Genomic DNA, 17694 nt, shown 5'->3' with positions numbered 1-17694 from the left:
TGGAGAATAAACAGAGGGGGTACTTTTAGAAAAACACATTATTTTTCAAAATACCCCCTCCAAAATAGGGGTACTTTCAGAAAAAACATATAATTTTGCGCCATCAACCGATAAAAAATAGACCATTTATGTCAAAAATGCGTTTTTTTGCCTTACAAGAGCTTTCCAACCGGAAACCTCTGGAAGTTATTGCCCCTTCCAACAAACTCTCTGATTATTATGGTAGCCACGTGTTCGACCGCAAGAAGATGCAAGAGTATCTTCCCAAAGAAGCATACAAAGCTGTAACCGACGCTATCGAAAAAGGTACACCTATCAGCCGTGAAATAGCAGATTTAATTGCTAACGGTATGAAAAGTTGGGCTAAGTCACTCAACGTCACTCACTACACACACTGGTTCCAGCCTCTGACAGACGGAACAGCCGAAAAGCATGACGGCTTTATCGAATTCGGCGAAGATGGCGGAGTGATTGAACGCTTCTCCGGAAAACTACTGATCCAGCAAGAGCCGGATGCTTCTTCTTTCCCTAACGGCGGTATCCGCAACACTTTCGAAGCACGAGGATATACAGCATGGGATGTTTCTTCACCGGCATTCGTTGTAGATACCACTCTTTGTATCCCCACTATCTTCATTTCTTATACAGGTGAAGCGTTGGATTACAAAACTCCATTGTTGAAAGCACTTGCCGCTGTAGATAAAGCAGCAACGGAAGTCTGCCAGCTATTCGACAAGAACATCACACGCGTATATACCAATTTAGGATGGGAACAGGAATATTTCCTTGTAGACTCTTCCTTATATAATGCACGCCCCGACCTCTGCCTGACAGGACGGACACTGATGGGACACTCTTCTGCCAAAGACCAACAGTTGGAAGACCATTATTTCGGCTCTATCCCTCCACGTGTCACTGCATTTATGAAAGAACTCGAAATCGAGTGTCACAAACTCGGTATTCCTGCCAAAACACGCCATAACGAAGTAGCTCCCAACCAATTTGAGTTGGCCCCTATCTTCGAAAACTGCAACCTTGCCAACGACCACAACCAGCTCGTCATGGATTTGATGAAGCGTATCGCCAGGAAACATCATTTTAATGTACTCCTGCACGAAAAGCCATATAGCGGAGTAAACGGTTCGGGCAAGCACAACAACTGGTCGCTCTGTACAGACACTGGCATCAATCTGTTCGCTCCCGGAAAGAATCCGAAAGGAAATATGCTATTCCTCACCTTCCTGGTAAATGCCTTAATGATGGTTTATAAAAATCAGGATTTATTGCGTGCCTCCATCATGAGCGCCAGCAACAGCTACCGTTTGGGAGCCAATGAAGCTCCTCCCGCCATCCTCTCTTGCTTTCTAGGTTCACAACTCTCGTCTACTCTCGACGAAATTGTCCGCCAGGTAGGAAATGAGAAAATGACACCGGAAGAAAAAACCACACTGAAGTTAGGCATCGGACGTATCCCCGAAATTTTACTGGATACCACCGACCGCAACCGTACTTCTCCTTTTGCATTCACCGGAAACCGTTTCGAATTCCGTGCCGCAGGTTCTTCTTCCAACTGTGCCGCCTCCATGATTGCAATCAATGCGGCCATGGCAAACCAACTGAACGAATTCCGGGCATCGGTAGAAAAGCTGATGGAAGAAGGAGTTGGCAAAGACGAAGCTATCTTCCGCCTGCTGAAAGAAACAATTATCGCCTCCGAACCGATTCGTTTCGAAGGGGACGGCTATTCCGAAGAATGGAAACAAGAAGCTGCACGCCGCGGACTGACTAATATCTGCCACGTACCGGAAGCCCTGATGCACTATATTGACAACCAATCCAAATCGGTGCTTATCGGCGAACGTATCTTCAACGAAACTGAATTAAACAGCCGTCTGGAAGTGGAACTGGAGAAATACACCATGAAGGTGCAAATCGAAGGCCGTGTATTGGGCGACCTCGCCATCAACCACATCGTACCGACTGCGGTTGCCTATCAGAACCGTTTGCTCGAAAATCTTCGCGGACTGAAAGAAATATTCCCGGCTGAAGAATACGAAGTATTGAGTGCCGACCGTAAAGAATTGATTCGTGAGATTTCACACCGGGTCACTTCTATCAAAGTACTCGTGCGCGACATGACCGAAGCGAGAAAAGTAGCCAACCACATGGAAAACTACAAAGAAAGGGCATTCGCATACGAAGAAAAAGTACGCCCATATCTTGACCAAATCCGCGACCACATCGACCACCTGGAGATGGAAGTGGATGACGAAATATGGCCGTTGCCTAAATATAGAGAACTGTTGTTTACCAAATAAAATGTCTGCAAGATTGCACGAAAGCTCCCACTTTTGTGCAATCTTTTTATAGATTCGTTCATTTTCTCATTTTTTCTTTTTACTTTTGTGCTGTATAACACAGTTTTGTAGCACTCATGGTAAAAATGAATATGTCAGACATCGATATTTCGGAACCGTTATCCGATATGTTAGCTCCTCTAAACAATGAGCAAAAGGAGTTTCTGATGAATAATTATACGATACAAACCTACAAAAAGAATGAAACCATCTACTGTGAAGGAGAAACGCCACATCATCTGATGTGTCTCATCAGTGGAAAAGTGAAAATCTTCAAAGATGGTGTGGGGGGTAGAAGTCAAATTATCCGCATGATTAAACCACGCGAATACTTTGCATATCGTGCTTATTTTGCCAAACAAGATTTTGTAACTGCCGCAGCAGCTTTCGAACCTTCCGTTGTTTGCCTGATTCCTATGAGTGCCATCACTACGCTGGTTGCCCAAAATAATGACTTGGCCATGTTCTTTATCCGCCAACTTTCCATTGACTTGGGTATCTCTGACGAACGTACCGTTAATCTGACACAAAAACATATTCGCGGACGCTTGGCCGAATCACTCATCTTCCTGAAAGAAAGTTATGGACTGGAAGAAGACGGTTCTACGTTGAGCATTTATCTTTCACGTGAAGATCTGGCAAATCTTTCCAATATGACTACTTCGAACGCTATCCGTACCTTGTCGCAATTCGCTACGGAAAGACTGATTACTATCGACGGAAGAAAAATCAAAATCATCGAAGAAGAAAAGCTGAAGAAAATAAGCAAGATTGGGTAAGAGAGTTTCTGCACCAATCGCTCCACCCTAAATAGTGAACATACATATAGAAAATATAATTGCAGACATAAAACGTGGCAACAAACAGGCTTTCAAAAAGCTATTTGATGACTACTATCCTATTCTTTGCGTGTTCGCATCCCACTATATTGAAGACAAAGAAGTTTGCAAAGACATCGCGCAAGATGTATTGTTAGCTTATTGGGAACGGAAAGAAGATTTTGACGACATTTTGAAAGTAAAAAGCTTCCTTTATACCGTCACCCGAAATAAATGTCTGAATCACTTAAAACATGAGCAATTAGATATTCCCAATTTTTCTGGACAGGAAGAGTTCGATAGTGGCTTCGAAGCTGCCATTATCGAACAGGAAACATTCCACATGGTTCGCAAAGCGGTAGAAGAATTGCCTACCCAAATGCGAAATATCATCTTATACTCTATGAAAGGGTTAAAAAACCATGAGATTGCTGACAAATTGCAAATTTCAGAAGGCACTGTCCATACGTTAAAGAAATTCGCCTATCGCAAACTTCGCGAAAGTCTCAAAGGCATAAATTACACCTTATTACTATTTTTATGCAAATAAAGTAACTTTTTGATTACCCCGTTTTTTCGATTGGATTGTTTTACTTATATAACAAATCGAAAAAAACGATGAATTCATTTAAAGAAAAATTTAAAATTGCAAAAATCTTAGCTTCTCTATTCACTCATTCGTCTATTCCAGAGGAAGAAAAAGCCTACCGTGAATGGATTAATAAAAACCCGGAGCATCAAAAGCTAGCCAAACGAATATTGAATGGGGAAACGTATGAAAAAAACGCCCAATTAATCAAAAGTTTTTCTTCACAAAAAGCATGGGATAGAATCTATCCGCTACTAGGAGGAGAAAAAACATCCGGTTTTCTTTCATGGAACAGGAGTCTGAAATATGCGGCTCTTCTTTTGCTATTGTTAATACCGATTTCATACCTTATTTATAATTGGGTAGCCGGAGAACCAATCGGTGAAATCACTCCAGGAACCCATGGCGGAGAACTGACTTTAAGTAATGGCAACACCTTCAACCTTTTTGAGAATGTCCTTCCGGAGGGTGTAACTAAAGTGTTTATCATTGACTCCAAAGGGATTAATTATCAAACTCCTGCCAACAAGCCCAAAGTGAAAGAAATCAAAAATACGCTTCGTACACTGCATGGTATGGAATGTCACATTGTCCTTTCAGATGGAACAAAAGTACATCTGAACGCAGAATCACAACTGACTTATCCGATTTGTTTCAGCGATAAGGAACGTATCGTACAGGTTGAAGGTGAAGCCTATTTTGATGTTGCTCCAGATAAAGCACATCCTTTTATCGTGCAAACACCGCACACTTCTATTCGGGTGACAGGAACTTCTTTCAATGTAAGGGCTTATGCGGATGAAGAAGTGGAAAGTACTACACTAGTTAGTGGAGCTATAGAGATTAGCAGTGAAAGCGAAGATTATGAATTGATTCCAAACCAACATTTCGTATATGACAAAAATAGTCGAAAAAGTACCGTATCTAACGTAAATACTGAATTATATACTTCCTGGGAGTCCGGATCATTCATTTTTATAAATGTTCCTCTCCAGAATGTAATGTCGTATCTTTCCAAATGGTACGGATTCAAATACACTTTTGAAGACGACACAGCCAGACAGGTGCAAATTGGAGCTTATCTCAACCGCTATGCAAACATGAATCCGATTATTAACATGATAATGGAATTAAATATGGTAGACATAAAACAGAAAGAAGGTATACTGCACATTTCTTATAAACAATAACTATTAATACATATTATAACTAACGCATTATGAAAAAACGAACACAATCCTCCTCAAAGGGAGTATCTTATGTAAGCAGAAAATTCGTTAAGTTCTGTCTTTTATGGATATTCTCCCTTTCTTCACTTATGATTCAAGCACAAGACAATCAGCGAATCTCCGTTGATCTGAGAGGCGAAAGCTTGGAATCTACGCTTTGGTATTTGCAAAACCGTACAAAATTCATCTTTATGTACGCAACAGAAGATATCGCTAACATAACCGATATCAGCGTAAGGGCAAAAAACAAAACGATCACCGAAATTCTGGATGAATGTCTGGAAGGAACTAACCTGACTTATGAAGTATCAGGCACTGCCATCGTTATTAAGAAAAGAAAGACTAATAAAATCACGATTAGTGGGTGGATACGTGACGCAAGCGGTGAAGCACTTCCCGGAGCTACAGTCACTGTACGAGGTTCAAAGCATGGAGCTATCGCCGGACTAGACGGACATTACACTTTTAATATTCCTGCGCAAGAAGGGTTAATATTAACTTATTCATTCATCGGAATGGAGAAAAAGACTGTAAGATATACAGGAAAGAAAACGATTAATGTCACTCTAAACAGTTCCAGTACTGAAATCGACGAAGTGGTTGTAACCGGTTATCAAAATATTCAACGCCGTGACCTAGTAGGTTCTATTACCACAGTAAAAGCAAAAGATATTTTAATGCCTTCGTATACCACTATTGACCAAATGTTGCAAGGACGTGTGGCAGGTATGATTGTCACTAATACAAGTAGTCGTGTAGGTACTGCCCCGAAAATTCAAATCCGTGGTACCAGTACCTTACTGGGTAATCAAGACCCACTTTGGGTAGTTGACGGCATCATTCAGGAAGACCCCCTGGAATTGAATGCATCTTCTCTAATGACAGAGGACTTAAAAAACATTATCGGTAATCAGATTTCTTGGTTGAATCCTGCTGATATCGAAAGTATTAGTATTTTAAAAGATGCTTCTGCAACCGCTATTTATGGTTCAAAAGCATCGAATGGTGTTATTGAGATCACAACCAAAAAGAATACGACCGATCGTCTAAGTGTCAATTACACCTCTAATTTTGTAATGGGCACGCGTCCCAACTATAGACAGTTTAATTATATGAACTCCAAAGAAAGAGTACTATTCTCACAAGAAGCTTTTAACTGGGGAACACCTTATGGCACAGAACCAATCAAACAAATATATACTTATGAAGGATTATTGAATATGTATCTATCGCATGATATATCTTCTGAAGAATTTCTGGCACAACGCAATGTTTTGGAAACACAAAATACAGATTGGTTCAAACTACTAACCCGCCGTTCTTTTAGCCATAACCATAATATAAGTGTTTCCGGTGGAACAAATAAATACAGTTATGCAGCTTCTATGGGATATTCCAATAGCGAAGGGCAGGAAATAGGAAACGACAGTGAACGTATGACCGGACGCGTTGCCATCACCATACGCCCGGTACAAAAACTAACAATTAATGCAACGATCAACGGTAGCATAAGTACGAATAACGGTTTTGCCGGAGGAGTCAATCCTATGGGGTATGCTACTACTACCAATCGTTCTATAGACCCTGATGCTTACTATCAAATGAAAGCCTCATACCCATACAATAGCGGAGTCAAATCATTATCATACAATTTCGTAAATGAACGGAATAATAGTGGTTCTAAATCAAAATCAAGTTTCATGTCAGCTTCGCTGGACTTGAAATGGAATATTTTGGACTGGTTAACTTACCAATTTACTGGTGGATATTCAAATAATAACAGCACAAACGAAGCTTGGGAAACTGAACAAACGTTTTATATTGCTGAAACATATCGTGGTTATGATTTCAACTCTGTCTCACCAAACAGTAAAGAGTTTGGAGCAGCCTTACTCCCATTCGGAGGCGAATTATTCACAAATAACGCACAGCAGTACTCTTACAACATCCAAAATAAACTGCAATTCAGTAAAGCCTTTAATAATGAGAACCGAATTAATGCTTTAGTAGGTATGGAATTACGTTCTTCCACTAATAAAGGTGTCAGCAATACGGTATGGGGATATGCCCCAGATAGAGGAGAAGTAATAACATTACCAACCACTCCACAAGCTTTTACACCTATTACAGGTTCTAAAGACGAAGGATGGGGGCTTTTAAAAAAGATATATGATGGTGGATGGAGAAAAGTCAATACTACAGACAATTACCTTTCCATATTCGCCACATTGGCATATTCACTCAAAAACCGATATGTTGTTAATGCAAATATACGTAATGATGCATCCAACCGTTTCGGTCAGGATGCTAATCACCGTATTGATCCTACCTATTCATTCGGTTTCTCCTGGAGAGCTTCAGAAGAGGACTTCATGAAGAAATATGTAAAATGGATAACAACCTTAAACTTCCGCGGCACCTATGGTATTCAAGGAAATGCAGTAACGCGCATTAGTCCGGATTTGATTTTAAATCAGGGGAAAGTGGCTAATCTATACAACAGATATCAATCTACCATCTCCCAAATCCCAAATCCGAATCTATCATGGGAACGTACCAAATCATGGAATTTCGGTGTAGACCTGGAATTATTCAGTATGTTTTATATGAATTTGGAATATTATACAAGACGCTCCAATGCCATTGTTGAACTGGAATTACCTTATGAATATGGAATAACATCCATGAAACGCAACGGTGGTATTATCCACAACAGAGGTATCGAATATACATTAACTTTTACCCCGATACAGAAACGGGACTATGCATTAAGTATCAGCTTGAATGCTTCCAAGAACTGGAATGAAGGCGGACATACAGACATTGATGTCAATGCAGCTTCCTTCTTAAGTGGACGCTCAGATATTGTACTAAAAGAAGGGTATCCGCTCAGCAGTTTCTGGTCATACTCTTTTGCAGGATTAGACGGAAAAACCGGTGAAGCTTTATTCAATCTTTTGGACATTCCGGAAGAAGAACGTAGCAGACAAATAGATCCGACTACTTATCTGGTATATTCTGGTCAGAAAGAGCCTTATTTCACAGGTGGATTGAGCTTAAGTTTCCGCTATAAATCATTAACTTTAAACACCAGTTTTTCACTTTTACTCGGCAACAAGAAGCGTCTGCCATCACCATACGAACAATTCGCTAGTTCTTATTATATGCCAGATCCATATACAAATATAAACCGCAATTTACTGAACCGTTGGAAAGAACCGGGAGACGAAGCCCATACAATCATTCCTTCTTTACCCAAAGCAGGAATGGCTTATATAGAATTGCCAAACAATGAGAATGTTTATAGTATTCCATTATGGGAACAATCTGACGCTATGGTGGTCAGTGGTTCTTTCTTACGCTGTCGCAACATCGGTCTATCCTGGCAAATGAAACGTGAGTGGTGCGAAAAAATATATATGAAAAATCTATCACTCAACTTTAACATGGATAACATCTTTGTTATCGCCAGCAAACGTTTCAACGGTTTCGACCCGGAAGTTAGCAACAGTGTACTTCCACGGAATTATTCATTAGGTATTAACATTGGTTTCTAAAAAAATAAAAAGATAGACAATGAAAAGAACTATATATATACTAACAGGAATAGTCTTACTATCACTATCCTCTTGCTCAGATTTTCTAGAGCCTAAATCTCAAAGTGAGTATGTTCCCAAAGATGCAAATGCTTTACAAGAAATGCTGATCGGTTCTGCTTATCCCAGACAGGACAAAGGTAATTTTCTACTACCCTTTCTTAGCTTCTTAGACGATGACATTCAGTTCCATAAAACTGACTATGAATTTAGCATTAACTCTCTAAAAGATGTGGAAGCCAAACAAGCTGTTTATACATGGCAACCGGATATGTTTTTTATTATGGAAAGGAATGGTTATCCTCTTCAGAATATCTGGGAAGGATACTATAACTATATCTTAGGCGCAAATGCAGCTCTTGATTATATCGGTGACGTAAATGGTACGGAGGCTGAAAAAAATTATGTAATAGCCCAATCCCTCGGATTAAGAGCTTTCTATTATTTTATGTTGGTTAATCATTTTGGAGCACCATACAACTATGACAAACAAGCTTTAGGAGTTCCGCTCAAATTAGACAGCAACCTGCTCCCTGAAGACCAACTATTAATGACACGAAACACCGTTGAGGAAGTATACAACCAAATTGTGGACGATCTGAATGAAGCTGAACGTTTATTTCTTACTTTAAGCAAAGATAAACAATATGAGCCGAATTATCTGGTCAGCCTTCCAATGATACAATTACTGAAATCACGTGTCTTTCTTTATATGGAAAACTGGAAAGATGCAGCCATATACGCCAACAAAGTAATAAAAGACTGGTCCTTCGCTTTAATAGATTTAAACGACCTCCCTTCTCCAATAGTGGCAGAGCCTTATTACAATTTTACATCTTTAAAATCATCTGAGGTTATTTGGTTATATGGAAGCGTTTCAGACTTAACTGTATTCAATGATCAGTCGGTAGAGTATGAGGAAGAAGGTTACTTCGGTAATACCACCTACTACCGAGAAGCTTTTATCGCTTCTGATAACCTGATTGAAAGCTTTGAAGATGGAGATTTAAGAAAAGAAAAGTATATAGCAAAAGAGTTCAATAAAGATGATGAAGTTTTCTATGAAGATTCTTATACTACTTTCGGCAAATACAAACTTTCGGCTACAGGTGAGCCTAGTGGATCGGAAAACTTTGCTTTATCCTTCAGACTAGGTGAGGCTTATTTAAATCTAGCAGAAGCAGCTGCTCATAATAATGACGAAAGTACAGCACTCTCTGCTTTAAAAACCTTACTGGCTAAACGGTATGAACCCGACAAACTTGTTGAGCCTACCGGATTAACAGGTGATGCGCTCAAAACTTTCATCAAAAATGAAAGAAGAAAAGAACTTTGTTTTGAAGGGCAACGATGGTTTGATCTCCGACGTTACGGAATGCCACAAATTGTTCATAGATGGGGAGAACAGGTATATACATTAAAACAGAATGATCCTTCCTATACCATGCCTATACCAGACGCTGTCTTAATTAAAAATAAAAAACTGGAACAGAATCCATTAGCTCCAAAACGTGAAAATTAATAGTATATATCTTATAAATTAAACAAAAGAAATGAATATGAGAAATATATATATATTATGGGGATTACTTGCTTGTATGGCATTCACTTCATGTTACGAAGAAGACACACTGACTCCTACAGAAGGAGGCGTTGAATTACGTTTCAAAGTACCTCAAGGAAATAATAGTTGGGACAATGACATCGCCCAAATATACGAAGACTATAATGTATATCTTATTTATAAAGATCTACAAAGAGCTGATTTTAACCGTAGCTGGACAGGTATAGCATACGGTAGTGGTTACGAAGGCCAGGGCTGTGTAAATGATGAAATGGCCAATTATTATGTCGAATTTATGAAAAAACATATCTTTGCATACTTGAATCCGCCGATCACTTCTAAAGTTCTGCCTATGTATTGGTATTTGGGATACAATGTCTATAGTAAAAGCGTATTAGAAGTTGGAGGCGTAATCCTAGCGAGCTGGATTGTACCCATACACGAAAATTACGATGGGCTGGATTATTGGTGCACTTGTATGTTTGGAGAAGACAATCCCAGCGATCCTTATTTAATTCCCACAGACAGAGCACTCCTTGACAGACGTCGGAAAATGATATTGGCTCCCGTATTGGAAAAAGCAGTAAAAGCCGGAAACATCATTATACCTGAAGAATTTGAAATGGGATTTGACCATGTCACCAATCTGATAGCAGGCTTGGGAATGGAAGATGACCCGAACTATTATCTTACAAGAGGATATCCGGGAAGTGTAAACACGTATGTATTCAATAGCACCAGCACACCAGCCAACAACTCTTATCCTCCAACCAATGAAGAGACTTTTATAGGATATATGCATCTTTCCATGTTCTATAATCAAGCACAACTAGCAGAGGTATATCCGGCTGATAAATATCCTTTTCTCACCGAAAAGTTTGCTTTCGTACAGAAATATTTAAAAGATAAATACCAGATTGACCTGGAAGCAATAGCCAACGGACCGGAGGATTGGAATTTACCTTTACCTCCAATACCGGAGACTCCCGATGAAGAATAACAACTCTGATAATAAACAATAAACTAATAATAATGACAAAAACAAAAAATCTATTATTAACTATATTACTCGTATGCGGTGCCACTGTATGGGGAAATAACGGACTGAAAATATCAGGAAGAATAAAGGTATTAAAGCCAACGACTTTACAAATAAAAGATATGAATGAAGGCGTTGTTTTAAGTTGCATCATCGGTACTAATAGCACATTTAGTACCGATGAAATAAACATCATTCCTGATGTCTATAAACTATATTTAGGAGAAACTGAACAGAATGTTTATCTGGAAAATAACCCGATAACAATTAATGGTTACTTCGATGAAAAGAACCCTGAACAAAGTTCGCTTTCATTCACCGGCATCGATCCGTATCTGACTTTACAAAACTATATGCCAACCGAAAAAGATCCGGATATAGCAACAATTTCTACTTCTGTCAAAGGAAAACTGACTCCTGCCATGGCATCTGCATTGGCTTATCTGGCAGATGTAAATGATTACCAATCCAACAAAATGCTATTGGATATGATACCGGAACAAGACAGAAAGTCTTTATCTGCCAAATGGTTGATAAACAGGGTAGAGATCCTCTCCCACCAAATCATTGGTGCAGAATGTCCCGATTTTACTTTCATAGATGCTAATGGAAAAAATGTAAGTCTGAAAGACTTCCGTGGCAAAATTGTCGTACTGGATTTCTGTGCTTCCTGGTGTGGTCCTTGTCGCAAAGAAATGCGTAGCATGTTGACAATATACAATGAATTGAAAGCTGATGATCTGGAATTCATTAGTGTCTCGCTGGACGACAGTGAAGCAAAATGGAGAAAAATGCTAGATGAAGAAAAACTACCGTGGGTGATGCTGTGGGATAAGACAGGTTTCCCTAAAAACAGCAAAACTCCCAGCACTATTCAAAATGCTTATGGCTTCTACTCCATCCCCTTCCTTGTAGTCATTGACAAGGAAGGCAAACTCGCTGCACGCAACGTACGCGGCGAACAAGTACGCGAAGCTATTTTAAAAATCAGAAAATAAACAAACTGTATAAATTATAACTCATTCGACAATGAAGAAACTTATATTTTCAATCGTATGCTGTTTTATCAGCATTGCTGTATCAGCCCAGTTAGTCAAACAAAAGGTGGAGACACAAAAAAAACAATCCGAACTGGATTGGTTTAACTGTTCTTTCGACCAGGACAGTGTGTACGGAGCTGAAGTAAACAAAGCTTATGACTACCTGAAAGCCAACAAAAAGAAAGCAAAGAAAAGACCGGTTGTTGCATTGATCGGAACAGGAATGGACGTAGAACACGAAGACCTGAAACATGCAATCTGGATGAACCTGAAAGAAAAACTAAACCAAAAAGATGATGATAAAAACGGGCTTGTTGACGATATCAATGGCTGGAACTTCATCGGAGGTAAAGACGGTCAAGTAATGGAAGCTCTGACGCGCGAAGGAGAACGTGAATTTTTCCGCCTAAAAGATAAATATGCTGACTATATTTTCGATGGAAAAAAGTACTATAAGATTGTCAATGGAAAACGCCAAGAAGTTCCCGCACCGGAAAATATGGAAGAATATAACTACTATCGCTATAAAGTCATGCCGGAATCAAGAATCGGAGGAACCTATGGTGGTCTCCAACTTTCTTATGTAATAGAAGAATATGTTGAAAAGTTCGATAAGGACATGAAAAAACGCTTCCCCGGAAAAGAGTTAACCGTTGAGGACTTCCAAAGTTGTTATGATCCCAAAGCAGAAAGAGACAGTCTTTCAGAAGTTGCCTTTGTGTTTACTGCCTACTATTTCAGTATCTATAATACGGATAAATGGGAACCCGTATATCAAAATATGGGAAAGAAAAGTGTAGCAACAGCCAAAACGTCCTATGAAGATGCTTTAAAGAAATATGGAACTGATAAGCGGAAAGAAATTGTAGGTGATAATCCTCTGGATATTAACGACACACAATATGGCAATAATGTACTGTTGACGTCTGATGCAGCAACAGGGGTTATGAAAGCGGGAGTGATCGCAGCCAAACGCGACAACGGTGTCGGAAGTAACGGTATTGCCGATAATGCAGAAATTATGACTTTACGTATTCATCCGGGAGAAGGAGAACCTTATTTAAAAGATATGGCACTGGCCATCCGGTATGCAGTAAACCACGGAGCGGATATTATTTTATTGCCGGAACAAAATTCGTTATACCCGGAAGAACAGAGACAATGGGTAGCAGATGCGCTGAAAGAAGCTGAAAAGAAAGGAGCATTGGTAATAGTTCCGGTTTGGGATCTGTCAGTAGATATGGATAAAGATGAATTCTTCCCTAACCGGAAGATGAGAAAAGACGGAGAACTTACCAATTTTATGGTGGTTGCTTCTTCTGATAAGAATGGAAATCCGGTACTAAACACCAATTACGGTGCAACTACTCTCGATCTTTATGCACCGGGAACAGATATTTATTCATCCTATATGGGTGATACGTACCAAAAAGGTACAGGTGAAGGAATGGCTTCGGCTACTGTAGCCGGTGTAGCTGCCTTAGTGAAATCATATTTCCCTAAATTAACCGGCTCGCAAATCCGTGACATACTACTGAAGAGCGTCACTTCACGCAAAGGGGTGGAAGTGGAAAAAGGAATCCGCGTAAACGACAGTCCTTCACAAGACTTGTTCCTTTTCGATGATTTGTGTATTTCCGGAGGTATTGTAAACGCTTATCAGGCAATTTTGGAAGCAGAAAAAGTCAGCAAATAAAATTAGCTTATGAAGTATACGACTCGTATGATAGGAACCGTTGTCGCCTTTTGCATGGCGGTTCCTGTATTCGCCCAACAATATAAGGCAACTATACCTTACCGGATGGTAGGTGAAAAGATGATTATCGAAATGAAAGTGAACGGCACGGCACGTCCTTTCATTTTTGATACAGGAGGACGTACGGCACTCACGACTCAAGCCTGCCAGGCACTGCAAATGGCAGCCACCGACTCGGCTAAAGTAACGGATGTGAATAACGTGGAAAGCTATTACAAGACTACCCGGATAGAGAACCTGACTACCCCCGACCATGTTATTAATTTCAAAAATGCTCCGTCACTGGTCATTGATGAAGTAAAAGGCTGGGAATGTTTTGGAGTAGATGGCATCATCGGCAGTGATTTATTCGCCAACACCATTGTCACTATTGATTCACAAGCCAAAAATATTATAGTTACCTCTGCTGAAAAGCCATCGACAGTGTCTTTACGAAAGATGTTGAATTTCACCAAAGGGGGCGGTATGCCGATCGTCAGCATACAAATAGCTCCGGTTAGCAATATAAATGTATTATTCGATACAGGTAGTCCCAGTCTGTTATCACTTATCGAAAGTGATTTTGAAAAAATCAAACTGGAAGCCTCTATGGAAGTGGTTTCCGAAGGGTATGGAGAAGGGAGTATCGGAGTATCCGGCCAGGCGGACAAAGCTTCTTCTTACAGGGTTCGTATTCCATTGCTATCAGTCGGAGCCACCAAATTCCGTAACGTAACAACCAGCACCAACAATCACCCTTACACATTATTGGGCGTCAAACTGTTGCAATACGGTAAAGTGACCATTGACTATCCACGCGGAAGATTCTATTTCGAAGCATTTCAACCGGACAATGAAATAAACAATCAAGGTAACAATTTTGACTTAACGGTCAAAGACGGAGATTTGTTTGTATCTACCGTATGGAGCAGTACGAAAGGTAAGATAGCAGTCGGAGACAAGGTAGTTAAAATCAATGGCAAACCTGCTAAGAAATATGACTTCTGCGAAAGTATTCTGAACGGAATACCGGAATTAAAAGAGAAAAAGAAGACGAAACTGACGATTGAGACAGCTTCCGGAGTAAAGGATATTATCTATGAAAAAGAATAATATGAAAAGTATAGGAATACTGACCGGCTTATGGCTGCTATTATTTCTAAACTGCGGACAAAGAATGGCAGCGCAAATCCGGAATAAGGTTTGCGACACCATTCCTTATGAGTTTATACAAGAGAAAATCATTATCCCCGTCACTGTTAACGGTATAAAAGTGAAATATATCGTCGATACGGGAGGAAGAACCGGAACGATGTATGATGCCGCAACGGAAATGAAAGCTACTGCCGCAGGATATATGCGTATCTCCGATGTGAATGCACAAGGCTCCAATTATCAGGAAGCGCACGTACAGAATGTTTCTATCGGGGAAAACTATAAAATCAAGCAGTTGAAGACGATGGTACTGCCTAAGAATCCATTCTTCACCGGACTAGGGGTTGTCGGTATTCTTGGAGGAGACGCTTTCGCACAGTCGGTAGTCACATTCGATTCCCGTTCTAAAATAATGGTTATCAATTATCCGTATCGTCCCGAAGGACTAAAAGTAACGGATGGGATTCCGCTGTTGGATGAGACGGATCATCACTCCATTGTCAATGTCCGCTTAGGGGACAATGACTTCAAGGTTCTGTTCGATACAGGTGCGGGAGGCTTTCTGCTTTATTCTACAGAAGATTATGAAAGGCTGTCTGACATTTCGAAAGTTACTAACCATGGATATGGTATCGTAGCTGCCGGAATAACAGGTCTAGGCAAGCCGGTGGATATAAAGAAGGTGACTGTTCCTCCTATCAACATCATGGGGAAAGAATTCACGAACGTGGGTAGTACGACCACAGTGATGAATGGAAGCATCATCGGGGTGGATTTACTGGAATACGGTAAAGTAATTATCGATTATATGCGCAGACGATTCTACTTTTTCCCGTTTGAAGAAGGAAAAACCGACATGGGCGGTGCTCCCGCTCTCTGGAACGTGAGTATTCTGCCACGCAATGACAGATTCGAAATTACAACGATCTGGGACAGCATGAAAGATAAAGTTGCTTTCGGCGACCAGGTGATTAATATCAACGGTACTTCTTTGGACGATTGTCCCATGAGCCAAATGGCTGTGGAAGATATCATGAACGCCATCCCCGGTGATACCGGTTATATTATTGTCAAGAAAGACAATCAAGAGAAAAAGATTGAAATCAGGAAAGAGAAATGAACTTTAAACAGAAAAAAGATATGAAGCGAATAATAACAAAGATGTATCTCTGTCTACTTGCATTTTGTATTGCCGGAGGAATCAGTGCACAGACACAGAACAGTATGACAGAGGTCATTCCATTCAAAACCATTGATGGAAAGATTATCGTAGAAGCCGCCATTAATGGCGAAGTGGCAGACTTCGTCCTCGATCTGTCAGGACATAACGCCCTGCTTCCTGAAGCTCTCAAGAAGTTACGCATCGACACGGGGAAGAACGGTACTTTTAGTGCTTATCAGGATTTTGTATTCAAACAAGTACCTGTTGGAAAAGTATATGAAATGGCAACAGTTGCTATTGGCAACAACACGTTTAACAACGATCTGCCTGCTTTCACTCTGGAAGACGAACCATATCTGCGCAAGCTGGGAGTGATGGGTGTATTAAGCGGTGCTATTTTCCGCACTTCCGTTCTGACTATTGATATGCAGCGGAAAAAACTCACAATTACGCAGCCCTATCGTCCTTCTTACATGAAATTAAACTACCGGGAGAACTTTGAGCTAATTACAGGATTAGGAATCGTATGTCCGATATCCATTCAGGGAAAACCCGTTTCTCTTGTTCTGGATACATGGAGCGAAGGATTAGTGAATCTTACCGAAAAAGATTTCAATACATGGAGCACACAATATACCAAAGGAACCAACCAAAAAGTTTCCAATGGATATAAAGAAGCGACTCAAGAAGAGGAAAGCCTCATCTTACCTGAAACCATGTTTGTAAAAACAAAGATTGAGGATGCCATGGCAGTGAAGAATCCATACCTGAAACGCTCCGTATTAGGCAAAAAGATATTGGACTACGGAATCATATCCATTGACTATATTCATCAGAAAATTTATTTCCAGCCGTTTGACATGGTTCCTATACCGGAAGCGGAAGCTAAAGTAACGGAAACTAAAGTTGAAGACGGTAAACTGAATCCGATTACCCGCCAATTCTTCCTCGAACACATCTTCGACTACAGAAAAGGGAACGATTTCGTTTATAATGGCGACAAACCGGTTGTAATTGATTTCTGGGCAACTTGGTGTGGACCTTGCATGCGCTTACTTCCGGAAATGGAAAAGCTGGCTGAAAAGTATAAAGGTAAAGTTGTATTCTACAAGGTTAATGCGGACAAAGAAAAGGATTTATGCAATCACTTCGGTGTACAGGCATTGCCTACCTTATTCTTCATACCTGCAGGCGGCAAACCGATTATTGAAGTCGGAGCTACTCCGGAGAAGTACGTACAAATCATCGAAGAGCAACTACTGAAATAAAAACTCTCTCTTAATTATATAACTACATTAATCTGAAACTTTAGCTAAAAGCCGGACATCATTCCGGCTTTTTTTATTTCCATATTATTGGAACTTATCATATAAACAAGTACATTTGCCCTGTCAAATCTATTTATAACTT

The 17694-nt window shown here is 40.1% G+C and carries 12 protein-coding genes; all 12 read left to right on the top strand.

The window, feature by feature from the left end; genetic code table 11:
* The first annotated feature begins 128 nt into the window (after positions 1-128).
* The 12 genes from HMPREF9010_RS04160 to HMPREF9010_RS04215 all read left to right on the top strand — a co-directional run bounded on the left by HMPREF9010_RS04160 (position 129) and on the right by HMPREF9010_RS04215 (position 17552).
* Positions 129-2318 (top strand): glutamine synthetase III, encoded by a 2190-nt coding sequence (locus HMPREF9010_RS04160; RefSeq protein WP_004301833.1) that lies wholly within the window; start codon positions 129-131, stop codon positions 2316-2318.
* A gap of 116 nt (positions 2319-2434) precedes the next feature.
* Complete coding sequence (locus HMPREF9010_RS04165) at positions 2435-3136, top strand: Crp/Fnr family transcriptional regulator (protein WP_004301832.1); 702 nt, start codon at positions 2435-2437, stop codon at positions 3134-3136.
* Between the two features lie 34 nt (positions 3137-3170).
* Entirely contained in the window at positions 3171-3725 is a 555-nt protein-coding gene (locus HMPREF9010_RS04170) for an RNA polymerase sigma factor (protein ID WP_008650946.1), read from the top strand.
* 68 nt (positions 3726-3793) lie between these two features.
* The gene (locus HMPREF9010_RS04175) at positions 3794-4954 is read left to right on the top strand and encodes a FecR family protein (RefSeq protein ID WP_008650945.1); all 1161 of its coding nucleotides are present in this window, start codon (positions 3794-3796) and stop codon (positions 4952-4954) included.
* 29 nt (positions 4955-4983) lie between these two features.
* Positions 4984-8550, top strand: a complete 3567-nt coding sequence (locus HMPREF9010_RS04180) for a SusC/RagA family TonB-linked outer membrane protein (protein ID WP_032852887.1) — start codon at positions 4984-4986, stop codon at positions 8548-8550.
* A gap of 19 nt (positions 8551-8569) precedes the next feature.
* Positions 8570-10111 (top strand): RagB/SusD family nutrient uptake outer membrane protein, encoded by a 1542-nt coding sequence (locus tag HMPREF9010_RS04185; protein WP_008650940.1) that lies wholly within the window; start codon positions 8570-8572, stop codon positions 10109-10111.
* 31 nt (positions 10112-10142) lie between these two features.
* On the top strand, positions 10143-11153 hold the full coding sequence (locus HMPREF9010_RS04190) for a hypothetical protein (RefSeq protein ID WP_008650938.1): 1011 nt from the start codon (positions 10143-10145) through the stop codon (positions 11151-11153).
* Between the two features lie 32 nt (positions 11154-11185).
* Positions 11186-12190, top strand: a complete 1005-nt coding sequence (locus tag HMPREF9010_RS04195) for a TlpA family protein disulfide reductase (RefSeq protein ID WP_008650932.1) — start codon at positions 11186-11188, stop codon at positions 12188-12190.
* 31 nt (positions 12191-12221) lie between these two features.
* The gene (locus HMPREF9010_RS04200) at positions 12222-13928 is read left to right on the top strand and encodes a S8 family serine peptidase (RefSeq protein ID WP_008650931.1); all 1707 of its coding nucleotides are present in this window, start codon (positions 12222-12224) and stop codon (positions 13926-13928) included.
* Positions 13929-13937: 9 nt separating this feature from the next.
* On the top strand, positions 13938-15080 hold the full coding sequence (locus tag HMPREF9010_RS04205) for an aspartyl protease family protein (RefSeq protein WP_004301824.1): 1143 nt from the start codon (positions 13938-13940) through the stop codon (positions 15078-15080).
* Positions 15067-16242: a pepsin/retropepsin-like aspartic protease family protein gene (locus HMPREF9010_RS04210; RefSeq protein ID WP_004301823.1), complete on the top strand. Its 1176-nt coding sequence runs from the start codon at positions 15067-15069 to the stop codon at positions 16240-16242. Before HMPREF9010_RS04205 ends, HMPREF9010_RS04210 begins: the two co-directional genes overlap by 14 nt.
* Before the next feature lie 20 nt (positions 16243-16262).
* Positions 16263-17552, top strand: a complete 1290-nt coding sequence (locus tag HMPREF9010_RS04215) for a thioredoxin domain-containing protein (RefSeq protein WP_004320880.1) — start codon at positions 16263-16265, stop codon at positions 17550-17552.
* Positions 17553-17694 lie beyond the last annotated feature (142 nt).

Origin of the sequence: Bacteroides sp. 3_1_23 (genome assembly GCF_000162555.1) — a bacterium.
Classification (GTDB): domain Bacteria; phylum Bacteroidota; class Bacteroidia; order Bacteroidales; family Bacteroidaceae; genus Bacteroides; species Bacteroides ovatus.
This window is presented reverse-complemented; position numbering and strand designations above follow the sequence as displayed.